At 67.9% G+C, this 21,901-nt stretch carries 18 protein-coding genes and 1 pseudogene; 6 read left to right on the forward strand and 13 right to left on the reverse strand.

Annotated elements, in window-relative coordinates; translation table 11 throughout:
* Positions 1-336: 336 nt before the first annotated feature.
* The 4 genes from VG543_RS10275 to VG543_RS10290 form a co-directional block, all read right to left on the reverse strand.
* On the reverse strand, positions 337-1,941 hold the full coding sequence (locus tag VG543_RS10275; protein WP_164145492.1) for a glucan biosynthesis protein: 1,605 nt from the start codon (positions 1,939-1,941) through the stop codon (positions 337-339).
* A gap of 105 nt (positions 1,942-2,046) precedes the next feature.
* Positions 2,047-2,859, reverse strand: a complete 813-nt coding sequence (gene mutM, locus VG543_RS10280) for a bifunctional DNA-formamidopyrimidine glycosylase/DNA-(apurinic or apyrimidinic site) lyase (protein WP_423178966.1) — start codon at positions 2,857-2,859, stop codon at positions 2,047-2,049.
* Between the two features lie 19 nt (positions 2,860-2,878).
* Positions 2,879-3,211 carry a hypothetical protein gene (locus VG543_RS10285; RefSeq protein ID WP_207049138.1) on the reverse strand — a complete coding sequence of 111 codons (333 nt, stop codon included), beginning with the start codon at positions 3,209-3,211 and terminating at the stop codon, positions 2,879-2,881.
* Positions 3,208-4,410, reverse strand: coding sequence for a DesA family fatty acid desaturase (locus tag VG543_RS10290; protein ID WP_423178965.1), 1,203 nt, complete (start codon positions 4,408-4,410; stop codon positions 3,208-3,210). Before VG543_RS10290 ends, VG543_RS10285 begins: the two co-directional genes overlap by 4 nt.
* A 187-nt stretch (positions 4,411-4,597) precedes the next feature.
* Between VG543_RS10290 and VG543_RS10295 the strand changes: the two genes are divergently transcribed.
* A complete protein-coding gene (locus VG543_RS10295) occupies positions 4,598-5,383 on the forward strand; it encodes an ABC transporter ATP-binding protein (RefSeq protein ID WP_227844187.1) in 786 nt (261 codons plus the stop codon).
* A 128-nt stretch (positions 5,384-5,511) separates the two neighbouring features.
* Here the strand turns inward: VG543_RS10295 and VG543_RS10300 are convergent, their stop codons facing one another.
* Together VG543_RS10300 and VG543_RS10305 are read right to left on the reverse strand one after the other, a co-directional pair.
* Entirely contained in the window at positions 5,512-6,714 is a 1,203-nt protein-coding gene (locus VG543_RS10300; protein WP_423178964.1) for a DUF4785 domain-containing protein, read from the reverse strand.
* 11 nt (positions 6,715-6,725) lie between these two features.
* Entirely contained in the window at positions 6,726-7,604 is an 879-nt protein-coding gene (locus tag VG543_RS10305; protein WP_058983200.1) for a hypothetical protein, read from the reverse strand.
* Between the two features lie 262 nt (positions 7,605-7,866).
* Here VG543_RS10305 and VG543_RS10310 point away from each other — a divergent pair, with 262 nt between their 5' ends.
* A complete protein-coding gene (locus VG543_RS10310) occupies positions 7,867-8,706 on the forward strand; it encodes an acid phosphatase (protein ID WP_021204632.1) in 840 nt (279 codons plus the stop codon).
* 132 nt (positions 8,707-8,838) lie between these two features.
* Here the strand turns inward: VG543_RS10310 and VG543_RS10315 are convergent, their stop codons facing one another.
* Positions 8,839-11,109, reverse strand: coding sequence for a TonB-dependent receptor (locus tag VG543_RS10315; protein ID WP_058983198.1), 2,271 nt, complete (start codon positions 11,107-11,109; stop codon positions 8,839-8,841).
* 159 nt (positions 11,110-11,268) lie between these two features.
* Here VG543_RS10315 and VG543_RS10320 point away from each other — a divergent pair.
* Both VG543_RS10320 and VG543_RS10325 read left to right on the forward strand, forming a co-directional pair.
* A pseudogene (locus VG543_RS10320) lies at positions 11,269-12,276 on the forward strand (TIGR00266 family protein); the annotation flags it as partial.
* 111 nt (positions 12,277-12,387) lie between these two features.
* The gene (locus tag VG543_RS10325) at positions 12,388-13,380 is read left to right on the forward strand and encodes a patatin-like phospholipase family protein (RefSeq protein WP_312542968.1); all 993 of its coding nucleotides are present in this window, start codon (positions 12,388-12,390) and stop codon (positions 13,378-13,380) included.
* Positions 13,381-13,421: 41 nt separating this feature from the next.
* On the opposite strand, the gene VG543_RS10330 is transcribed toward VG543_RS10325, so the two are convergent.
* Entirely contained in the window at positions 13,422-15,419 is a 1,998-nt protein-coding gene (locus VG543_RS10330) for a hypothetical protein (RefSeq protein WP_312542966.1), read from the reverse strand.
* A gap of 85 nt (positions 15,420-15,504) precedes the next feature.
* On the reverse strand, positions 15,505-15,987 hold the full coding sequence (locus tag VG543_RS10335; RefSeq protein WP_004153377.1) for an Lrp/AsnC family transcriptional regulator: 483 nt from the start codon (positions 15,985-15,987) through the stop codon (positions 15,505-15,507).
* Between the two features lie 125 nt (positions 15,988-16,112).
* On the opposite strand from VG543_RS10335, the gene phhA reads away from it, so the two are divergent.
* A complete protein-coding gene (phhA, locus tag VG543_RS10340; protein WP_423178961.1) occupies positions 16,113-17,006 on the forward strand; it encodes a phenylalanine 4-monooxygenase in 894 nt (297 codons plus the stop codon).
* A gap of 31 nt (positions 17,007-17,037) precedes the next feature.
* Positions 17,038-17,697 (forward strand): DMP19 family protein, encoded by a 660-nt coding sequence (locus VG543_RS10345; RefSeq protein ID WP_423178960.1) that lies wholly within the window; start codon positions 17,038-17,040, stop codon positions 17,695-17,697.
* A 55-nt stretch (positions 17,698-17,752) separates the two neighbouring features.
* On the opposite strand, the gene VG543_RS10350 is transcribed toward VG543_RS10345, so the two are convergent.
* The 4 genes from VG543_RS10350 to VG543_RS10365 form a co-directional block, all read right to left on the reverse strand.
* Entirely contained in the window at positions 17,753-18,853 is a 1,101-nt protein-coding gene (locus tag VG543_RS10350) for a GDSL-type esterase/lipase family protein (protein WP_134731990.1), read from the reverse strand.
* A gap of 101 nt (positions 18,854-18,954) precedes the next feature.
* Positions 18,955-19,710: a 2-dehydro-3-deoxy-D-gluconate 5-dehydrogenase KduD gene (kduD, locus tag VG543_RS10355; RefSeq protein ID WP_005421125.1), complete on the reverse strand. Its 756-nt coding sequence runs from the start codon at positions 19,708-19,710 to the stop codon at positions 18,955-18,957.
* Between the two features lie 71 nt (positions 19,711-19,781).
* Positions 19,782-20,630, reverse strand: coding sequence for a 5-dehydro-4-deoxy-D-glucuronate isomerase (gene kduI / locus VG543_RS10360; protein WP_019337387.1), 849 nt, complete (start codon positions 20,628-20,630; stop codon positions 19,782-19,784).
* Positions 20,631-20,827: 197 nt separating this feature from the next.
* Complete coding sequence (locus VG543_RS10365) at positions 20,828-21,886, reverse strand: LacI family DNA-binding transcriptional regulator (RefSeq protein ID WP_019337388.1); 1,059 nt, start codon at positions 21,884-21,886, stop codon at positions 20,828-20,830.
* Positions 21,887-21,901 lie beyond the last annotated feature (15 nt).

Raw genomic sequence — 21,901 nt, forward strand, 5'->3', positions numbered from 1 at the left:
AATTTCACGCGGCTGTTGGTGGGTGCCGACCGTTGGTCGGCACATCTGTCAGATATCGAAATTCATCTATCGAAATTCATCTGGGGGTCAGAGCCCGTTGCGCAGCAACGGGATCCGACCCCGTGCTCCGACAGATCGCGGCGATCTGTCGAAGGCGGGGTGGGTCCGGTTGAGGGGGCGTGAGCGCCATGGATGGCGCGACCGAGGCTACATGGACGTATTTACGCCGTCCCCCGCAACCGGACCCACCCCGCCATCCCACGGAATGCACGCATTTGACGTTGCCTTGGCTTGAAGCGGGTGCAGGGCTGCAAGCCCTGCAAACCCAACCCCCTCTTAGTACAGCGTGCGCTCCGGCGCTCCGGCCGGCGGCGGGGTGTACTGGTACAGCCAAGTCTCGGTGAGGGTCTTGCCACCACTGCGCAGGAACAGGCGGATGTCGATCTGCTCGGTACTGCCTTCCGGCGGCACCAGGTCGAACATCGCGCGGTAGCCGTTGATCTCGCGCAGCGGCCGCGCCGACACGATCTCGACCCGGCCCCGGCTGGCTTCCACCACCGCCTCGACCTCGCCCTTGTCGATCAGCCTGGCCAGTTCGCCACCTTCGAAGTCCACCGCGAAGCGCCAGCTGAAGTACTCGCGCTTCTTGCCGACCACACCGCCCAGGCCGGTGCGGCTGGCCACGCAGTGCGCCATCGGCGGCCGTGCCGGCGGCTCGGCGCCCCAGTACAGGCGGTAACCGACCAGCAGCTCCTGGCCCGGCTGCGGCTTTTCCTTGGGATTCCAGAACGCCACGATGTTGTCGAAGGTCTCGTCCACGGTGGGGATCTCCACCAGCTGCACCGAGCCCTCGCCCCATTCGCCCTTCGGCTCCACCCACAGGCACGGCCGCTTCTCGTAGAACACGCCGTCGTCCTGGTAGTGGTCGAAGTTGCGGTCGCGCTGCAGCAGGCCGAAACCGCGCGGGTTGCGGTCCACGAACATGTTGAAGCGCAGGTTGCGCGGGTTCAGCAGCGGGCGCCAGATCCATTCGCCGGCACCGGTCCACAGCGACAGGCCGTCGGTATCGTGGATCTCCGGGCGCCAGTCCCAGCCCATGCGGCGGTCGTTCTCGCCCACCTGGTACATGCTGGTGCACGGCGCGATACCCAACCGCTCGATCGCCTTGCGCGGGTACAGCGCGCTGTCGATGTCCATCAGCAGCACGTCACCGTTGGTGATCGCGAAGCGATAGGCACCGGCCACGCTGGGCGAATCCAGCAGGCCGTAGACCACGATCGTCTCCGAATCGGCCGACGGCTGTTCCAGGTAGTAGGCGATGAAATCCGGGAATTCCTCCGGCTTGCCCATGCCGGTATCGATCGCCAGGCCACGCGCGGACTGGCCGTACTGACCCTCCTTGCCGACCGCGCGGAAGTAACTGGCGCCGAGGAAGGCGGCGAAATCGCGGTCGGTGTCCTTGCGGGTGTTCAAGCGGAAACCGGCGAACCCCAGGTCGGCCGGCAGCTCGCCGTCCTTGATGCCGCTCTTGCCGTAGTTGAATGCCGCGCCGTCATAGGCCAGCTCCTGCGCCTTGCCGTCGACCACGTCGAACATGCGCACCGGCGAATGGAAGTACAGGCCCAGATGGAAGAACTTGGCCTGGAACTTGCCTGGCTGGTCAGCCCACAGCGCATGGTCCTGGCGGTAACCGATCGACTGGTACTGGTCCCAGTCCAAGCCTTCCAGGCGGCCCGGCAGCACCCGCTTGTGGCTCTTGTAGGGCGCCTGTGCCAGCGCGCGCGCCTGGCCCTTGAGGGTAGCGAAGTCGAACGGCTGCGGCTGGCCGAGGCGGCGCAGGCCCATCTGGCCGCTCCTGCTGGCCGCGCACGCGGGCAGGGACGGCAGGCCGAATGCTGCCAGGGCGAGGGAGGCATTGCGGATGAAGTCGCGTCGTTGCATGCAGGCGCGTCAGGCACGAAGGGAAGGTCGGCCATGATAGGCAGACAAACGTTAACGGGCAGCGGAGACGTCTCCTGCCCGTTCAGCTGCCGCTGGCCGCCCGGCTCAGCGCTGGCAGTGGTTGCACCAGACGCTGGCGCGCTGGCCGATGGTGGCGTGCTTCAGCGCGCGGCCACAGTTCGGGCATGGCAGGCCGTCGCGGCCGTACACCAGCAGTTCCTGCTCGAAGTAGCCCGGTGCGCCGTCAGGGCTGATGAAATCGCGCAGCGTGGTGCCGCCCCGGGTGATCGCATAGCCGAGGATTTCCTTCACCGCCCCGGCCAGCCGCTGGTAGCGTTCGCGCGAGATCTTGCCCGCCTCGCGCAGCGGGCTGATGCCGGCCTTGAACAGGCTCTCGGCGGCATAGATGTTGCCGACGCCCACCACCACCGCCTGGTCCATCAGGAAGGTCTTCACCGGCGCACTGCGGCCCCGGCTGCGGGCGAACAGGTAGTCGCCGTCGAAGGCCTCGTCCAGCGGCTCCGGACCCAGCCCCTGCAGCAGCGGGTGGACCTCGCCGGCCGGCTGCCAGAGCAGGCTGCCGAAGCGGCGCGGATCGTTGAACCGCAGCAGGCGGCCGTTGTCCAGGCTGATGTCGACGTGGTCATGCGCCCGCAGCGGGGTATCACCGGGCAGCACGCGCAGGCTGCCGGACATGCCCAGGTGCAGCACCACGCTGCCGACGGCGGTATCCAGCAGCAGGTATTTGGCGCGCCGGCGGATGTCCTCGATGCGCTGCCCCGGCAGCAGCTCGGCCACTTCCGGTGGAATCGGCCAGCGCAGATCGGCGCGGCGCAGGATCACGCCATGCACACGGCGGCCCTGCAGGTGCGGCGCCAGGCCGCGGCGGGTGGTTTCGACTTCGGGCAGTTCGGGCATGGGGTGATTCTACGCCCGCTCAACGCGGCGGCGCGGACAGCTCACGGGCGTCGAGGAAGCCATCACCGTTGGCATCCTGCTTGTGGAAGCGCTGCACGATCACCTGCCGCTGCTGCTCGCGGCTGATCGCCCTGCCCTTGCCACCGGGCAGCTCCTCGGCCGTCAGCACACCATTACCGTTGCGGTCCATGCGGTCGAAGGCATACAGCATCCACTGCACGTACTCGGCTTCGCTGACCCTGCCGTCCCCATCGCGGTCCATCCGCTGCAGATAGCTGGCGGTGTCGGTGACCTGGGCCAGCGCCGCGCCCGGCAGCAGTGCCGCCAGCAGAAGCCCGTACCCTGCCCTCACGCGCCCACCAGGCTGTAGCCCTTCAAGCGTGCGGCGTAGGCCTGCAACGCCGCGATACCGCTTCCCTCGGCCTCGCGGCACCACGCCTGCAGCTGATGCAGGCGCTCGGCAGCATCGTGGCCGCGCGCCTCCAGCAGTGCCGCCAACCGCGCGCGGTACTCGACCAGGGTGCGGATGCGCGGGCGCTGTGCCACCCAGGCGCTCAGCTGGGCACGGCTGTCCGGCTTCAGCCAGCGGCCATCGTTGACCAGACCGCGGCGCAGCCGGCGCGGCAGCAGGCGACGCAGTTTGGCCCCGGCCTGCGCGGCTTCCTCGCGCAGGGCCGGCATGAACACGTTGCGCTGGTAGTCGGTCATCGCCTGGAAGCGGTGCGACAGCAGCGCCTTAAGGGTCTCGGCATCGGGCACGGCGATGTTCGGGCGTACGTCCATGGCCGGTGCCACCCGCAGCACCTTGGCCAGGCGCAGCGCCTGCAGCAGGCGGATCGCACTCCAGCCGATGTCGAATTCCCAGCGCCGCATCGCGAAGCGCGCCGAGCTGGGGAAGGCATGGTGGTTGTTGTGCAGCTCCTCGCCACCGATCCAGCACCCCCACGGCGTGAGATTGGTGGAGGTATCGGCAGACTCGTAGTTGCGGTAGCCCCACCAGTGGCCCAGGCCGTTGACCACGCCGGCCGCCCAGAACGGGATCCATGCCATCTGGATCGCCCACAGGGCCACGCCGGGCAGGCCGAACAGCACGCTGTTGATTGCCAGCAGCAGCACCGGGCCCAGCGTGGCGTGCGGAGTGTACAGGTGGCGCTCGATCGCATCGTCCGGGGTGCCGCGCCCGTACTGCTCAATGTCCGCGCGCATGCCACGCGCTTCCCGATACAGCTCCACGCCATGCCAGAACACCTTGCCGATGCCGCGGGTAACCGGGCTGTGCGGGTCGTCCTCGGTCTCCACCTTGGCGTGGTGCTTGCGGTGGATGGCCACCCATTCCCGGGTGATCATCGAGGTGGTCAACCACAGCCAGAAGCGGAACAGGTGGGCCAGCGCCGGGTGGAAATCGACCCCGCGATGGGCCTGGCTGCGGTGCAGGTACAGGGTCACCGAGAAGATGGTGATCTGGGTGAAGACCAGCAGCACGGCCAGCATGGCCCACCACCCCAGGCCGAGAACACCACCAGTCAACAGGGACATCAGGGCATCAGGCATGGCAGCTCTCCGGATCCACGCGGGGATGGCAGACATGATGGGCGCTTGCGTTGCAAACTGCATCCCTGCGGCGATGTATCGCATCGCCATCCGTGGCACCGTTCACAGTTGGGGACCTGAGTTGTCGAGCCTTGATCCACGCGCCAGCCGCATTTCCGCCGCCCCGCCCGTCGCGGAGCTGCCCCCCTTGATCGAACTGGACCGCGCCACCGTGGTGCGTGGCCAGGTGAAGGTGCTTCATGGGCTCAGCCTGCGCATCGCGCAGGGCCAGCACACCGCCCTGCTCGGCCCCAACGGCTGTGGCAAATCGACCTTCATCAAGCTGATCACCCGCGAACTGTATCCACTGGCGCAGGGCGACGGCACGGTGGCGGTGAAGGTGCTGGGCCAGAACCGCTGGCAGGTGGACCGGCTGCGCTCGCAGCTGGGCATCGTCACCGGCGACCTCAGCAGCAACCTGGCCGACATGCCCGGCCTGACCGTGGAACAGGCGGTGCTGTCCGGCTTCTTCGCCAGCTACGTGGTGCCGGCCTTCCGCGAGGTGACCGCCGACATGCGCGCCCGTGTCGGCGAGACACTGGCGATGACCGGCGCGCTGTCCCTGCGTGAACGTGCCTACGCCGAGCTGTCGGCCGGCGAAACGCGCCGCGTGCTGATCGCGCGCGCGCTGGTCAACCGGCCGCAGGCGCTGCTGCTGGACGAACCCTCCACCGGGCTGGACCTGGTCGCCCGCGAGCAGCTGGTGGCGACCATGCGCGTGCTGGCCCAGCAGGGCATCACCCTGGTGCTGGTGACCCACCACATCGAAGAGATCATTCCCGAGATCGAACGCGTGGTGCTGCTGCGTGACGGCCGCGTACTGGCTGACGGTACCCGCGCCGAGCTGCTGCGCAACGAACCGCTGTCGGCGGTGTTCGGTGGCGCGATCACGGTATGCGAGCAGGAAGGCCGGCTGACCGCGTACGCGGGATAATCGACATGCCACTGTAGAGCCGAGCCTATGCTCGGCTGCTTCTGGCCGCGGGGAACGGCAGCCGAGCATAGGCTCGGCTCTACAGAAAACGGTGCAGCGGGCCGGAACCCGGCCCGCTGCACCCTTGCTCAGAACCTCAACGCCAGCGCGCGCGACTCGATCGGTGCCATCCGGCTCTGGTCCTGCAGCTGCAGGTCGCGCAGCTCGTACGGTGCGCCAAAACCGGCCGGCAACGCGGCCTGGTCGAACGGCAGCACCAGCTGGCCTGCGCCCGGGCCATCGAACCACGCCGCCGCGTGCGCCTGTGCAACCGGCTTCAGCTGGCCATCGCGGCCGGTGGCATACAACGTGCCACGCGCCTCGTAGCGACCGGCGGCGGCCACCTGCAGCGGCAGCGCGACCTGGCGGCTGGCCGGGTCGGGTGCCGCCTGGCCACTGAAGCGAGCAGTGGGCCGTGCCACCGCGAAGGCCACCTTGCCATCGCGCAGCACGCCATCGGCCTGGGCGAACACCTGCAGTTCCCACAGCCCCTGCACGGTGCCGACGTCGGCCGGGATCCGCACCTGCGCGCGCAGGCTGCCATCAGTGGTGCGCAGCAACCGCTGCGGCCAGCTGCGGCCATCCGGTGCGACCAGCAGGGCTTCACCGCCCAGGCTGCCACGGCGCGAGGCCAGCTGCGCGGTGGTGGCGCCGTCTTCCAGCAAGCGTGCCTGCAGCTGCACGTTGCCACCGGCCAGCACCTGCGCCTGGTTGGCCTGCACTTCCAGCCGCAGCGGGCTGTTCGGCTCAAGCACCTGCACCACATAGCGGCCCTGCGCCTGCGTGCTCTGCAGCGTGTACGCACCGGCCGAACTGGTCGCGCCGGTGCGCAGCATGCTGCTGCCATCACCCACCGGCATGCCGGCATCCTGCAGCGCGCGCGCATCGACACTGCGGGCCACGCTGCTGCGGCCAGCCGGGTCGCGCATCTGCAGGGTGTTGGCAGGCAGCGCGCGGGCACCTGCGGCCGGGCTCAGCTGGATCACCGCATCGGGCGCCGTCAGCGGCAGGTCCAGGCCGCGTTGCAGCTGCGAGCCATCGACCTGCTGCCAGTAGCTGCGGCTGACCGAGGCATACGGCGTGGCCGCCTGCAGCGGTTGTGCCGGGTCCAACGCCCAGGCGAAGGACAGCGGTGCACGTTCGCTGTCATCGGCCGGCAATGGCGCGGCAACCAGCGCCGCAGGCACCTGGTCGCCCACGCGGGCCGCCTGCAGAGGCTGCGCGGCCTGCGCGGCGGAAAGGGACAGGACTGCCAGCACCGCACTGGCCAGCAGGGTGGAATGAATCGTCATGGTCGTCTCCCTCACTGGGTCAGGTCGTTGCGCAGCAGGGTGCCGAGGCCGAAGCACTCGCGGCGGCTCTGGTTGTGGCTGAGCGGCTCTGCCCCCTGGGTGCGCTGCGTGTCGGTGAACCAGGTGGTGCCGGCGGCCTTCTGGCTGCTGCACTCCAGGAAGCCATCGGAGCAGGAGGACAGCCAGTTCTGGGTGAACTCCAGGCCGACATTGGCGGCGTAGCCACCGCAGTAGCTGTTGCTGTCCCATACCGCCGATTCCACGTCGCTGCCGACCACCGCACGGAACGGCTTGGGCAGGGCGGGACGGCCTGCGGTGCCGTACAGGTTCTGCGCGTTGTAGGTGGCCATGCTCGCCACCTGCTGCTGGCGCACCGCGTCGTTCTTGTAGCCCAGCAGCCAGCCCAGCGAGGTTTCGAAGGTATTGCCGTTGAGCACCGCATCGGCCAGCGGCGTGCCCGCCGAAGACGGCGCCAGCGCGGTGACCTTGCGCACCGTGCGGATGATCTTCGGATAGCGGCTGTCGTAGGTCGGGTTGGACAGGATCCAGCGCACCACGTTGCCGCCGTTGGAGTGGGTGATCACCACCAGCTGGGTGATGCCACGGCTGTCGATGAAACGGGTCAGCTGGTTGGCCAGGCAGCCGGCCGCTTCCGGTTTCCACATGTACTGGGTGAAATCGCAGTTGATGACCACGTAATTGCTGCTGTTGGGCAGGCCCTGGCGCACGGTGTCGATGATGGTCGGCTGCCAGTAGTCCTGGGTGGCGTTGGTCTGCGCGCCGGTGCCATGCACGAAGGCCACGCCGACCACGTCGGCGGCCTGCGCCGGCGCTGTTGCAAGCCCCAGGAGCAGGGCCAGGACGGTACTTCCTGTTGCGGTGCTGCGCATCGCGTCTCTCCCTCTGTCTTCGGATCCCCCCGACCCGGCTGGAACTGGACGGCCTCTGGTGCCTGCCGATGTGCCGATGCTCACGGCGCGGGCGCGTGAAAGTCCGTGCGCTGCGCCCGGATTCAGGAGACTGGCGTCACTTGATGACGTTTTTCATCTTGTTTCGATGACCATGCCGGTTCTGGCCGTATGACCGATGGCCACTGCGGTGCCGCACTGGGACTGCGATCATGACGCGATGTTCTTTCTCCGGAGCCCGTCCATGTCGCTGATCTCCCACCCTGCCCGCCCGCTGCTCGGCCTTGCCGTGGCCGCTGCCCTGGCCGGTTGTGCCGCCACCGCCGCCAAGCCGACCGCCGTCGAAGCCAACATCACCACCAAGGCGGTGGGTTATCTGGACAAGAGCGCGGTTCCGGCCAGCCTCGACCTGGTACCGGCACCACCGGTGGCCGGTTCGGCCGCGTTCGCCCTGGACGAGCAGGTCAGCCGTGAGGCCCGCGCGCTGCGTGGCAGCCCGCGCTTCGCCCAGGCCGGCGTCGATGCGGAACTCGGTTTCCCCGAAGGCGCCAACCACTTCTCCTGCGCCGCCGACATCGACGTCGATGCGGTGAAGACCCCGGCGCTGTATCGCCTGCTGGAGCGCAGCCGGATCGACGCCAGTGCGGCGACCAAGGCGGCCAAGAACCACTACCAGCGCCCGCGTCCGTTCATGGTCAACGGTGAACCGACCTGCTCGCCGAAGGACGAAGACGGCCTGCGCAAGAACGGCTCGTACCCGTCCGGCCACACCTCGATCGGCTGGGCCTGGGCACTGATCCTGTCGGAGATCGCGCCGGACCGCGCCGATGCCATCCAGGCCCGCGGCCGCAACTACGGCGAGAGCCGCCTGGTGTGCAACGTGCATTGGCAGAGCGACATCCTCGAAGGCCGCTTCATGGGCGCGGCCGCCGTGGCCCGCCTGCACGACAACGCGGCCTTCAACAAGGACCTGCTGGCCGCACGCAAGGAGATCGAAGCGGCGCGCAAGGCCGGCCTGCACTCCAGCCGCGACTGCGCCACCGAGAATGCGGTGCTGAAGGTGCGCCCGCAGAGCGCGCTGTAGGCCACGCCTCTGTAGAGCCGAGCCATGCTCGGCTCAGAGCAGCCGAGCGCAGGCTCGGCTCTACACGAAGCAGGAAACAGAAGGGCCGGCAGTGCGCCGGCCCTTCTTCATTGCATCAACGCAGCCACCGCATCAGAACTTCGCGGTGAACTCCACGCCCCAGGTACGCGGCTCGTTGAGGAAGCCGGTCAGGTTGTTGAAGTCGATCGCGCCGACCACGCGGGTCTGGTTGGTCAGGTTGCGACCGAACACCGCCACGTCGTACTGGCCGTAATCCCAGTTGTAGCCCAGGCGCAGGCCGCCTTCCAGCGAACTGCGGCCGCGGAATTCCGGCGACTCGTAGATGAAGAAGTTCACCGCGCTGCGGTAGGCCCAGTCGGTGTAGGCGTACAGCTCGCTGCCATCGCTGAGCGGGAAGCCCACGCGCAGGGTCGCGTTGTGGATCCATTTCGGCGCCTGCGGCAGCGGGTTGCCGTTCACCAGCGCATAGGTGCCGCCGTTGATGACCGTGGTCGGGTCGTTGATGGTGCAGCCACCGCCGCAGATCGCCACCGCAAGGTTCTTGTCCTTGATCTCGGTGTCGTTGTAGCTGCTGCCGAAGGTCAGCAGGACGTTGTCGGCCAGGTAGGCTTCCAGGTCCAGTTCCACGCCCTGGCCGATGGTCTTGTCGGCGTTGAGCAGGGTGGCGGTGTTGTTGGCACCGCCCACGGCGATCAGCTGCTGGCCGTCAACGTTGTAGCGGAACACGCTCAGGCCCAGGCGCGCGCGGCGCTCGAACAGGTCGGCCTTGATGCCGGCCTCGTACGAGATGACCTTCTCCGAATCGGCCTGCGACAGGCCCGGCGCAAAGGCCAGGCGGCCCTGGATCGACGGCGCGCGGAAGCCCTTGGCGACGCGGGCGTAGGCGTTGATGTCGTCGGTCAGCTTGTACACGCCGCTGACGTCCCAGCTGACGTCGTTGACGTCGGTGTTGGCCAGGTACGGGCCGCTGACCGGGGTGCCGAACGGAACGGCCTGCAGCACGCTGGCGCTGAAGTCCTTCTTGTCCTGGGTATAGCGCACGCCGGCACGCAGCTTGAAGCGGTCGGTGACATCGAAGTCGCCCGAAGCGAACACGGCCCACGCCTTGTTGCGCTGGTTCTGCACCACGTGTCCGGTCTGCGGGTTGCCCGGGGTCAGCGAGTCGTAGTTGAAGTTGTTGATGGTCACGTCTTCATCGAAGTAGAAGACGCCGGCCTGCCAGTCGAAGCGGCCCCATTCGTTGGACTCGATGCGCACTTCCTGCGTCCACTGGCGGTGGTGCGGCAGGCCGTCGGCCGACTCCGACGAGAACGGAATCAGGCCCGGACCGTAGTTGCCGGCACCGAGGAAGGCCGCGCCGTAGCCACCGTCGATGTCGCCACGGTTGAGCGACTCGGCGGTTTCATAACCGGTGATCGAATGCAGGGTCACCGAACCGAGGTTCCACTGCAGGCGCGCGCTGCCGCCCCAGGTCTCCAGGTCGGAGAAGTTGACGCCGTCGTTGGCCACCTTGTCGCGGTCGAAGTTCTCGACCAGCGAATTGCCACCCTTCTGGATGATGTTGGCGCGGAACAGGCGGGCGGTACCGTTGAGCTTGCGCTTGTGCAGGTTGAACAGTGCTTCGAAGTCGTCGCCTTCGTACAGGAACTGCACGCGGCCGGCGGCTTCGTCATAGCCTTCGAAGCCACTGTTGGGAGCGCCGACGCGGGTGTTGTCGACCCAGTCGTCGCGGCGCTGGTAGATGGCCGAGACGCGTGCCGACCAGCGGTCGGTCAGCGGGCCGCCGTAGGCGCCCTGCACATTCCAGCTGTTGTAGCTGCCGTAGCCGACACGGAGGTAACCATCGGCATCCTGCGACGGGCGTGCCGAATCGAACTTGACCACGCCGGCCGGGGTGTTGCGGCCGAACAGCGTGCCCTGCGGGCCACGCAGCACTTCCACGTTGGCCAGGTCGAACAGCGGGAAGCCCTTCAGCAGCGGGCTTTCCTGCACCACGTCGTCATACACCAGCGACACCGGCTGCGAGGCATTGAGGTCGAAATCGGTGTTGCCCAGGCCGCGGATGTAGAAGCGCGGGAAGGCACGGCCGTAGGACGACTCGATGTTGAGGCTGGGCACGCGTGCGGCCAGGAAGCGGATGTCATCGCCGGCCGAGCCGAGCACATCCAGCTTCTCGCCCTGGATCGCGCTCAGTGCGACCGGTACGTCCTTGGCGTTCTCGACGCGCCGCTGCGCGGTCACCTGCAGGGCATCGAGGGCAACCGGATCCTTGGCAGCGGGAGTTTCCTGGGCGGCCGCAACCAGCGGCAGCAGGGCGGAAAGAGCGGCAACGAGGGGGCGCGCGACCGGAAGGCGGCCACGGGAAGTACGGGTCGGGGACATGGCGGTAGGCTGTGTTTGGAGGGGTGGTATAACGGCGCTACCAGATAATTGTTGCAATACAGCACCTGCCCCGCAAATGCCCGCCGTTCATGGGCCTGTCGCCCCGGCCCGGGCGCCCTCGCTAGACTCGGGGGTTTCCAGCCCTGCGGAGCCGCCGCGATGACCCAGTGGTATTTCCATGCCTCCGCCCAGGCCGAGCGTATCGGCCCGCTTGATGACCAGGCTGCGCGCCGTTATGCGCAGGCCAACCCGCGCGCGCTGGCCTGGTGCCAGGGCATGAGCGGATGGACCTCGATTGCCGAGGTGCCGGAGCTGCAATCTGCGGCCCCGGGCATGCCGAACAGCCCGCCGCCGGTCCCCTCCGCCAGCGGCCGCGCCGACGACATCGAATTCCGCATCGTCGGCCATGAAATGCAGTTCGTGGAGATCGAGCTCGACCCCGGCGAGAGCGCCATTGCCGAGGCCGGCGCATTGATGTTCAAGGACGCCACGGTACAGATGGACACGGTGTTCGGCGCCGCCAACGGCGACCAGGGCGGCGGCTTCATGGGCAAGGTGATGGCCGCCGGCAAGCGCGTGCTGACCGGCGAGAGCCTGTTCGCCACCGTCTACACCCAGAGCGGCCACGGCAAGGGCAAGGTCGCCTTCGCCGCGCCCTACCCGGGCACGGTGCTGGCAATGAAGCTGGACCAGCACGGCGGCCGCCTGATCTGCCAGAAGGACAGCTTCCTGGCCGGCGCGCGCGGCGTGCAGATCGGCGTGCAGTTCCAGCGCAGGATCATGACCGGCCTGTTCGGCGGCGAAGGCTTCATCATGCAGAAGCTGGAGGGCGACGGCTGGGTGTTCATCCACGCCGGCGGCTGCGTGGTCGAGCGCGAGCTGGCTGCCGGTGAACGCCTGGACGTGGATACCGGCTGCGTGGTGGCGTATCACCCGACGGTGGACATGGACGTGCGCCGTGTTGCCGGCATCAAGAGCATGCTGTTCGGCGGCGAAGGCGTGTTCCTGGCCACGCTGACCGGTCCAGGCAAGGTCTGGCTGCAGTCGCTGCCGTTCTCGCGCCTGGCCGGCCGCATGTGGATGGCCGCGCCGCAGGGCGGCGGCCAGAACCGCGGCGAAGGCTCGGTGCTGGGCGGCCTGGGCCGGATACTGGACGGCGACAACCGGCACTACCCGAAGCATCCGATGAATGGGCGGGCCGACCTACCCTGCCCGCCCTGCGGCACCTTCGGTATGCTGGCGCCCTTTCCTGAATCCGGCGCCGCGAGCGCACTGCCGATGAGCCTGTTCCGATCCCGCATGCTGCTGTCCGTCGCCCTGATCGGCCTGCTGGCCGGCTGCGGTGGCGACCCGGTCCGCCCTGCGCCGCCGCCGGCGCCAACCGTGGTACCGCAGGCCAAGCCGGTGAAGATCGGTATCGCCCTCGGTGGTGGCGCAGCCAAGGGCTTCGCCCACATCGGCGTGATCAAGATGCTGGAGGCCAATGGCTTCGAACCGGCCGTGGTGTCCGGCACCAGTGCCGGCAGCGTGGTCGGCGCGCTGTATGCCAGCGGCATGGATGCGTTCCAGATGCAGAGCAAGGCAGTGGCGCTGGATGAAGCCAGCATCCGCGACGTGCGCCTGTTCTCCGGTGGCCTGGTGCAGGGCCAGAAGCTGCAGGACTACGTCAACGAGCAGGTCGCCAACCGCCCCGCCGAGCGCCTGAAGAAGCCGTTCGCCGCAGTCGCGACCCAGCTGGAAACAGGCGAGCGCGCGATCTTCGTGCGCGGCAACGTCGGCCAGGCCGTGCGCGCCTCCAGCAGCATTCCCGGCGTGTTCGAACCGGTGAAGATCGGTGGCCGCAACTACATCGATGGCGGCGTGGTCAGCCCGGTGCCGGTCGATGCCGCGCGCCAGCTCGGCGCCGACTTCGTGATCGCCGTGGACATCTCCAGCAAGGCCAGCGGCAAGGCGCCGACCGACATGCTGGGCATCGTCAACCAGTCCATCTCGATCATGGGCCAGCGCCTGGGCGAGCAGGAACTGGCACGCGCCGACATCGTCATCCGCCCGAAGGTGCTGGACATCGGCGCCGCCGATTTCAGCCAGCGTGGCACCGCGATCCTGGAGGGCGAAAAGGCCGCAATGGCCGCGATGCCGCAGATCCGCGCGAAGATCCAGCAGCTGCAGCGTGCACGCGCCGCGGCCGCCGCACCGGCACCCGTGGCCGCGCCGAAGTGCGAGGAAGCCTCGCGCCTGGGCAAGCTGATGGGGCGCAAGGACAAGTGCTGAGCTGAGCCGGCGTGTCGCTGCCAGACAGCGACGCGCGCGTTCTAGCGCGCAGGCCGGTAACCGCTGGCCTGCTGCCGCTCGCGCCTGCGCGCCTGACGGGCCTGCTCCTGCAGTGTCGCCGTGTGCTGCAGCTGTTCCATGCCATCGGCCGGCACATGCAGCTGGCGTCGCGCACGGGTGAGTGCCAGATAGACCGCGCGCACCGGGTTGTGCCAGATGCGCCCGCGCTGCCCCGCACTGAAGCAACCGGGTGACAGTGAGACCACGTCGAACTGCAGGTTCTTCGCGTGTTCGGCCAGGCACAGCGCCACCCGCCCTTCAGCAGGCGTGTCCTGGTCGTCGAGCGCCTGCAGCAGTGACTGCACCCGATCGGCAGACGCAAACAGTTCGACCAGCGCGCCCTGCCCTTCGTCGGCCTGCGTGGCCAGGAAGCGCTCCTGTGCCGGGTCCGAGGCGCTGTCGCGGCGCCGGCGCCACGCATCCAGCGGCCGCTGCAGCACGCTGCGCAGCGCGCGCAGCGATGCCGGATGCAGATAGGGCCGCAGCCCGAGCGCGTGCAGCTGTGCCGCATCCAGGGCCAGATCGGCGACGCTGCCATGGATGCGCAGGCCCTCGCTCGGCACCTGCGCCCAGTGGCGGTAATGCAGCACACCGGTGGCGCGGTCGGCGGCACCGACGAACGGCCCACTGTCCTGCCCCAGTCCATCCAGTGCCAGGGTCTGGTTGACCAGGCCCTCGACCTGGTTGCCCTGGCGCACCGATTGGTGCATTTCCAGCACCTTCGACGCGGCCCAGCGCGGCACCGTACCGGTCAGGCACTGGTGCGGATCCCCCAGGCTGACCACGCCAGGCGCATGGCCGGCCAGCAACTGCTTCCACGACGGGCTCAGGTCATGCGCCTCGTCCACCAGCAGCATGCCCATGTCCAGCGGCGGGGTAACGCCGCGCAGTGCCAACCACTTGCCGATGTGCGCCGGGCTGAGGCTCAGCAGCGTGCCCCGCTGCAGTTCGGCGTCGAACATGCAGCGCCAGACGTGCTCGGCGGCCGCCATGTACGGCGACACGTCGAGCATCGCGGCGGGCACCGACCGGTCGAAATGCTGGAACGCCAAGCCCGGTGCAGACGACGCGCACCAACGGTTGATGGCCTCGAACGCAGTCAGCAGCACCTGCTCCGGGCTGCGCCCACCGATGCCCTGCAGGCCGATGCGGCCGGCAATCTCGCGCGGCGTGCGGGTGCTGCGCCGGTAGCTGGCAACGAAGCCACCGGTGTGGCCGCTGCGCGCGGCATGCTGCGCCACGCGGTTGGCGAACTCGATCTGGGTCAGCAGGCGCACCGCGGTGCTGGCCGGCACGCGGCTGCGGAAGGCTTCCACCTGCCCACGCGAGGGCGCCACGTAGGTGTAGCGGCCGGGCCGCGCCTCCATCAGCGCCAGCACCAGGTGGCCCTTGCCGGTGCCGGCATAGCCATCGAGGTCGATCAGCTCATCGGGGTTGGCGGCGATGGCGCGCAGCACGCGGGCCTGCTCGGAGGTGTACAGGCCATGGTGTTCGACCGCACGCGCGTCCTCGGCGGCCACGTCATCCTGCGTGAGCGCCTCGTCACTGGAAAAGGTGGCGGGAAAGCGGATCTCATGCTCGGTCAGGGTTTCCTGGCAGGCCTGCTGCAGGGCCAGGCCCGGATACTCCAATGGCGACTGCGCGATGACGTCCTGCAGGATCTGCGCCGGCGCCAGCAGCACGCCGTGGGCGGCCAATGCGGTCAGCCAGGCATCCAGCTCCGGCTGGCCTCCGCCACCGGGGCCGGCCAGCTGCGCGGCGGCGCCTTCGTTGCCGGCAAACAGCGCGCAGGCATCATGCAGCAGGCGTTCGATCTCGGCCGCTGGATGCAGGCGCGTCCGGCACAACTGCGCGGCCATCAGCCCGGCCTGCTCCACTGCCGTCTGCGGCGGCGTGCCGTGAGCGATGTAACGTGCCAGCGACTTGCGCTGCAGCGGCAGGAAGATGGTGGTGGGCACCGGGTGCTGGAGTTCGGACATGCGTGGAACCGGAAAGGAACGCTGCGGCGCGCGCAGGGCGGTGATGCTCGGCTACCCGCCCGGCCGCGTCAAATCGCCGCTGCGCTCATTCCAGCTGCGACAACGGCAATGCCTGGAAACCCTTCACCGTGCGCAGCACGAAGCTGGAATTGGCGTCGGCCACGCCGCCGGCGTTGAGCAGGCGGTCCAGCAGGAAGTGCGAAAAGTGCTCCAGGTCGCGCACGTAGACGTGCAGCAGGTAGTCCATGTCGCCGGTCAGCGCATGGCAGGCCACCACCTCGTCCCAGCCCTGCACGCTGTCCACGAAGTGGCCGATGGCGGCCTGGTCGTGCTTTTCCAACTGCACGCGCACGAAGGCCTGCAGGCCCAAGCGCAGCTGCCGCGGCTCCAGCCGCGCGCCGTAGCCGACGATCACGCCCTCGCTTTCCAGCCGCTGCAGGCGGCGCAGGCAGGCCGAGGGCGACAGGTTCACCCGAGTCGCCAGCTCCGCGTTGGTGGCGCGCCCATCCCGCTGGATTTCAGCCAGCAGGCGTATATCCGTGCGATCAAACTGGACTTCTCCGGCCATTGCTGCTCCGCAACATGGTGACTGCGCAAGGATATTGCGCCAACAATGCCAATCGGCGCAACTTTTGCAACCCTGTTGCGCGCGCCCTGCCCTAGCATCGTGGCTATCCCTTCAAGGAGTGCCCCATGGACCTCGCCCAGCCCCGCCGCGTCGAACACCAGCAGACCGACAAGGGCTACGTGCCGGTGTACACCACCGCGCTCGTCGAACAGCCGTGGGACACCTACAGCGCCGACGACCACGCCACCTGGAGCACGCTGTACCAGCGCCAGCGCGAGCTGCTGGTCGGCCGTGCCTGCCAGGAATTCCTGGACGCGCAGGACGAGATGGGCATGAACGCGCACATGATTCCGCGCTTTGACCAGCTCAACGAAGTGCTGGGCGCGGCCACCGGCTGGACCCTGGTCGGCGTCGAAGGCCTGCTGCCGGAACTGGATTTCTTCGACCACCTGGCCAACCGCCGCTTTCCCGTGACCTGGTGGATCCGTCGCCCGGACCAGATCGACTACATCGCCGAGCCGGACCTGTTCCACGACCTGTTCGGCCACGTGCCGCTGCTGATGAACCCGGTGTTCGCCGACTACATGGAGGCCTATGGCCGTGGCGGCGTCAAAGCCCACGCGATCGGCCCGGACGCGCTGCAGAACCTCACCCGCCTGTACTGGTACACGGTGGAGTTCGGCCTGATCGACACGCCCGACGGCATGCGCATCTACGGTGCCGGCATCGTGTCGTCCAAGGGCGAGTCGCTGTACTCGCTGGAATCGGCCGCACCCAACCGCATCGGTTTCGACCTGCAGCGGATCATGCGAACGAAGTACCGCATCGACACCTTCCAGAAGACCTACTTCGTCATCGACAGCTTTGAACAGCTGATGCAGGCGACGTCGCCGGACTTCACCCCGATCTACGCGGCACTGGCCGACCAGGCGCACCTGCCTGCCGGTGACGTGCAGGCTGACGATCACGTGTTCCAGGCCGGCACGGGTGAAGGCTGGGCGGACGGCGGCGACGTGTGATGCGCGCTGCCGCGCGGCTATCCTGCACGGCATGACTGATGCATTTGCTTCGCTGCGCGTAACCGATGTCGCTTTCGACGACGACCTCATCCTGCTGACCCTGGCCGATGGCCGCCGTACCCGCCAGCCGCTGCGCTGGGTACCTGCGTTGTTCGAAGCCGATGCAGGGCAACGCGCGCGGTGGGTCGCCACCGCCGATGGCCTGGGCGTGAACTGGCCGGCGCTGCTGCCGGCGCGCGAGGCTGGCGTGGTCGATATCCTCAACCAGGTCTGGGAAGACCGCTACGAGGCCGCGCTGGCGCGACTGAAGGCAGCCGCGTGGACGCTGGATGCGCTGTCCGACGAAGACCAGCAGCTGGTGGCGCTGTGGCGCATGGAGGCCGACATCAACAACGGCGGCTTCATGCAGTTCCTGTGCAACTGGGGCGACCCGACCTGCCAGCTGGCGTTGCGTGCGCTGCAGGCGATGGGCGCGGCGAAGACCCACGCGATCCTGGCCGGCATGCGCGGGCTGGTCGACCGGCTGGAAGATGACCCGGCGGTCAAGCAACTGACCGACCTGTACGGCGCGATGACCGAACAGGAGCAGGAGGCGCTGCACGCCTTCGACGAAGCCTATTTCGAGCGACCGGAAGACCTGGCCAGGTTGGGACTGAAGCACTTCGGCCCGGAGCCTGTCGAACGACGATGACCATGCACGCCGGCGCTGTTCTGTAGAGCCGAGCCCATGCTCGGCTACGTTTCAATCAGCGCGGGTACACCAGCAGCACCACCAGATCCTCCTCACCCACCTGCTGCAGCGCATGGTGGCTGCCCTTGCGGGTCAGCAGCGCGTGCCCGGCGTGCACGTCGTACTGCCTGCCATCCAGCACATAACTGCCCTGCCCACTGACGATGTAATAGATCTCGTCCTTGTGCTGCGGATGCAGGCCGATGCCCGCGCCTTTGTGCAGCACACGCTTGCGCAGCACGAACGGCAGCCCTTCGGCATCGGCGAAGAACGGATACGCCGTGGTCGGGCCGGCACCGCCGTGCGGGCCTGCTTGCGTGCGCACAACGCTGTCTTCGTGCACCACCTGCGAGGGCAGGGCTGGGTCGCTACCCTGCCCTTCCGCCACCACGTCGCAGTCGATATCCCGCACCAGCGCCGGCTGCAGCGCGGGTAGCAGCGGCACCGCCTCGCGCAATACCAGGCAGGCCACCGCATGTGCGCCGGCCACGCTGAAATGGGTGCCGTCGGCCTTGTTCTGTTCGGGCACGAACAGGAAGTAGGGTCGCGCGCCCTCCTCACCCAGCGCGCGGATCCAGCGCATGCTGCGGTCATTCAGATCAATCAGCGCAATCTGCTCGCGCGCGGCCAACGCCTTCATCGACTGCGTGTAGCGGCCATGCGTATCCAGCAGTGAACCGAAGTCGTACAGCAGCCGCGCCACCGGCGTGACCAGCACCGGCGTGGCGCCCTTTGCGCGGGCCACCTGTACGTAACGCATCAGCAGGCGTGGGTAGTCGCTGTCCGGATCGGTGTAGCGCGTGCGGTCTTCGAACTTCGCATCGTTGTGGCCGAACTGGATCAGCAGCACGTCGCCTTGGCGCAGCTCGGCGGCTATGGCCTCCAGGCGCCCTTCCTCGATGAAACTGCGCGTGCTGCGCCCGCCCTTGGCGTGGTTGTGCACCTCCAAGCGCGCCGGGTCCAGGTAGCTCTGCAGCGCCTGGCCCCAGCCGGCCTGCGGCGCGCGCTCGGGGCCGTATGCGGCCGCAGTGGAGTCACCGGCAATGAAGACCCGCACGGGCGCCGCCTGCGCGGTGGTGCACGACAGCAGCAACAACAAAGGCAACAGGGTGCGCATATCCGGTCTCCGGTAGTGCCGGCCGCTGCCCGGCAACCTCATGAACGGCGGAAGCATTGCCAGGACGCCGGCCAGCGGCCGGCACTACCGCGGATCACGCGTCAGCGCGCCAGCCAGCCACCATCGACCGGCAGCACGGCGCCGTTGATGTAATCCGACGCCGACGAGGCCAGGAACACCGCCGCACCGGCCAGGTCATCCGGCGTACCCCAGCGACCGGCCGGGATGCGCTCCAGGATCGCCTTGTTGCGCGCTTCGTCGGCGCGCAGCTGGGCGGTGTTGTCGGTGGCCATGTAGCCCGGGGCGATGGCATTGATGTTGATGCCCTTGCCCGCCCACTCGTTGGCCAGCAGCCGGGTGATGCCGGCGATGCCGCTCTTGCTGGCGGTGTACGACGGCACGCGGATACCGCCCTGGAAGGACAGCATCGAAGCGATGTTGATGATCTTGCCGTGGCCCTGTTCGATGAAGTGGCGGCCGGCGGCCTGCGAAATGAAGAACGCGGACTTGAGATTGACGTTCATCACGTCGTCCCAGTCCTGCTCGCTGAAGTCCACCGCATCGGCGCGGCGGATCAGGCCGGCGTTGTTGACCAGGATGTCCAACCCGCCCAGGCCTTCGATGGTCTCGCGGACCACGCGCGCCACCGGCTCGATGCTGATCAGGTTGGCTTCGATGGCCAGGCAGCGGCGGCCCAGCGCGGTGATCTTTTCGATGGTATCGGTGGGCGGGGCGATGCCGGCCACGGCCACGTCGGCGCCAGCGGCGGCCAGTGCCACGGCGATGCCCTGGCCCAGACCGGTATTGCCACCGGTTACCAGAGCGACCTTGCCTTCCAGGCTGAAGGGATTAGCCATTGCGTATGCGTTCCTTGATAGAGACGAGCGGTGTCGACGGCCGGCACACGGTGCGCGGCGGCCAGGCGGGCTTACTTGAGCTGGCAGATGTCCAGCACGTGCATGTCGGTGTAGTCCAGGTTCTCGCCACCCATCGCCCAGATGAAGGCGTAGTTGCTGGTGCCGGCGCCCATGTGGATCGACCACGGCGGCGACACTACCGCTTCGTTGTTCTGGATCACGATGTGACGCTGCGCGGCCGGCTCGCCCATGAAGTGGTAGACGCGGTCGCTGTCACCCAGGTCGAAGTAGAAGTAGACCTCGCTGCGACGGTCGTGCAGGTGCGGCGGCATGGTGTTCCACACGCTGCCCGGCTTGAGCACGGTCAGGCCCAGCAGCAGCTGCGAGGACTGGCAGGTGGCCGGCACGATGTACTGGTAGATGGTGCGCTCGTTGCTGGTTTCCAGCGCGCCGCGGTCCAGTGCAACGGCGTCCTTGATGGACAGCTGCCTGGTTTCGAAGCGGGCATGGGCCGGGGTCGAGGCCAGATAGAACTGGGCGGGGTTGGCGGCGTCCTGCGAGGCGAACACGACCTCCTTGCTGCCCATGGCCACGTACAGACCGTCCTTCGGACCCAGCGTGTAGCCGGTGCCATCCACGGTGACCGTACCGGTGCCGCTGCCGACGTTGATCACGCCCAGTTCCCGGCGCTCCAGGAACGGGTGGCCTGCGGCCGAAGCGGGTTCGGTCTGGGTCGGCAGCGCAAGCGGTGCGTCCACCGGGGCGGCGCCACCAATCACGAAGCGCTCGTAGTGGGTGTACTTGAGGGTCACCGCACCGGCGTTGAACAGGCCATCGAGCAGGTACAGGTCACGCAGCTGGTCGTTGCTGGCACCGTGGATGGCATCGGGATGGGTGGCGTAATGGGTCTTGCTGTACATGGCGTCTCCAGAGCGGGGGGCGGGCCGACGGGTCGGCCCCGGCGCGGTTCACGGTCGATTCTAGCCAGACAGGAAACCGGTGTCATTTTGCGTCGCACGATGCCGGGATGGCCCGGGCAGGGCGCGGTGGATCGGGTGGATGGGGCAGGGGCGTGTCACGACCAGAGGTCGTGACCTGCAGGATTGATCCTTGGGGATCAATCCTCCGGCGGCTGGCAGGAATCGCGGACGATCAGGTGCGGCCGCACGCTGGCAATGGGCAGCGCGGCCTGGCCTTCGGGCTGGATCAGCATCGCCGCGGCGGTGCGTCCGGTATCGCGCGTGTGCCGGCGCACCGAGGTCAGCGAGGGCCACAGGCGCGAGGCAAGCGGGCTGTCGTCATAGCCGACAATGGACAGCTGGCGCGGAATGTTGATGCCCGCGCGCAGCGCCACCTTGTAGATACCGGCGGCCATTTCATCGTTGCCGGTGAAGATGGCGGTCGGGCGGCGCTTGCCCAGCAGCAGTTTCTCGGCAGCGGCGACACCGGATTCGAAGGTGTAGCCGGCCTCGATGATGCGGTCCTTCGGCAGCTCGATACCGCGTTGCGACAGTGCGTCGATGAAGCCGGCGGTACGTTCATGGGCCGAACGGTAGGCGCTGGGACCGGTCACCAGGGCAATGTCACGGTGGCCGAGCGAGAGCAGGTAGTCGGCGGCTTCGGCCGCACCATCGCGGTCATGGGTAACCACCATCTGCGAGCTTTCGTCCAGCGGCAGCGCTGCCACGCGGGTAAACCGGCAGCCGATCTCATCGAGCATGTCCGCCAGCGCCTGGTCTTCCGAGGCACGCGGCACCAGGATCACGCCGTGCAGCTTCTGCTGCTGCACGAAGCGACGCACGCCTTCGATGTAGCCGGGGCTGCGGCTGTCACAGGGATGCACCACCAGCTCGAAACTGGATCCACGCAATGCATCCAGCGCGCCGTACTGCATGTCCACGATGTACTGCGCGGTGGGGTTGTCGTAGACCATGCCGATCAGGAAGGAGCGGCGGAACGCCAGCCCGCGGGCCAGTGGATCGGGCGTGTAGCCCACTTCACGCATCAACGCTTCCACCTTGTCGCGCGTGTCCTTGCGCACCAGTGGCGAGTTGTTGATGATTCTTGAAACCGTTTTCTTGGATACACCCGACAGTCGCGCGATGTCGTTGATGGTGGCTGCCTTGCCCTTCGCCAATGCCGGCGTAGCGGCATCGTTCTTGTTGCGCACTGACATGTTTTGAACCCGGTA

The sequence above is a fragment of the Stenotrophomonas sp. CASM101 genome, from assembly GCF_049384845.1.
GTDB lineage: Bacteria > Pseudomonadota > Gammaproteobacteria > Xanthomonadales > Xanthomonadaceae > Stenotrophomonas > Stenotrophomonas hibiscicola.

Bases quoted from the DNA above. Each gene is read 5' to 3' on its own strand.
- VG543_RS10335 (WP_004153377.1), bottom strand. From the start codon at position 15,987: ATGGCCGGAGAAGTCCAGTTTGATCGCACGGATATACGCCTGCTGGCT.
- VG543_RS10330 (WP_312542966.1), bottom strand. From the start codon at position 15,419: ATGTCCGAACTCCAGCACCCGGTGCCCACCACCATCTTCCTGCCGCTG.
- kduI (WP_019337387.1), bottom strand. From the start codon at position 20,630: ATGTACAGCAAGACCCATTACGCCACCCATCCCGATGCCATCCACGGT.
- VG543_RS10315 (WP_058983198.1), bottom strand. From the start codon at position 11,109: ATGTCCCCGACCCGTACTTCCCGTGGCCGCCTTCCGGTCGCGCGCCCC.
- phhA (WP_423178961.1), top strand. From the start codon at position 16,113: ATGGACCTCGCCCAGCCCCGCCGCGTCGAACACCAGCAGACCGACAAG.
- VG543_RS10325 (WP_312542968.1), top strand. From the start codon at position 12,388: ATGAGCCTGTTCCGATCCCGCATGCTGCTGTCCGTCGCCCTGATCGGC.
- VG543_RS10345 (WP_423178960.1), top strand. From the start codon at position 17,038: ATGACTGATGCATTTGCTTCGCTGCGCGTAACCGATGTCGCTTTCGAC.
- VG543_RS10300 (WP_423178964.1), bottom strand. From the start codon at position 6,714: ATGACGATTCATTCCACCCTGCTGGCCAGTGCGGTGCTGGCAGTCCTG.
- VG543_RS10350 (WP_134731990.1), bottom strand. From the start codon at position 18,853: ATGCGCACCCTGTTGCCTTTGTTGTTGCTGCTGTCGTGCACCACCGCG.
- VG543_RS10275 (WP_164145492.1), bottom strand. From the start codon at position 1,941: ATGCAACGACGCGACTTCATCCGCAATGCCTCCCTCGCCCTGGCAGCA.
- VG543_RS10310 (WP_021204632.1), top strand. From the start codon at position 7,867: ATGTCGCTGATCTCCCACCCTGCCCGCCCGCTGCTCGGCCTTGCCGTG.
- mutM (WP_423178966.1), bottom strand. From the start codon at position 2,859: ATGCCCGAACTGCCCGAAGTCGAAACCACCCGCCGCGGCCTGGCGCCG.
- VG543_RS10290 (WP_423178965.1), bottom strand. From the start codon at position 4,410: ATGCCTGATGCCCTGATGTCCCTGTTGACTGGTGGTGTTCTCGGCCTG.
- VG543_RS10305 (WP_058983200.1), bottom strand. From the start codon at position 7,604: ATGCGCAGCACCGCAACAGGAAGTACCGTCCTGGCCCTGCTCCTGGGG.
- kduD (WP_005421125.1), bottom strand. From the start codon at position 19,710: ATGGCTAATCCCTTCAGCCTGGAAGGCAAGGTCGCTCTGGTAACCGGT.
- VG543_RS10365 (WP_019337388.1), bottom strand. From the start codon at position 21,886: ATGTCAGTGCGCAACAAGAACGATGCCGCTACGCCGGCATTGGCGAAG.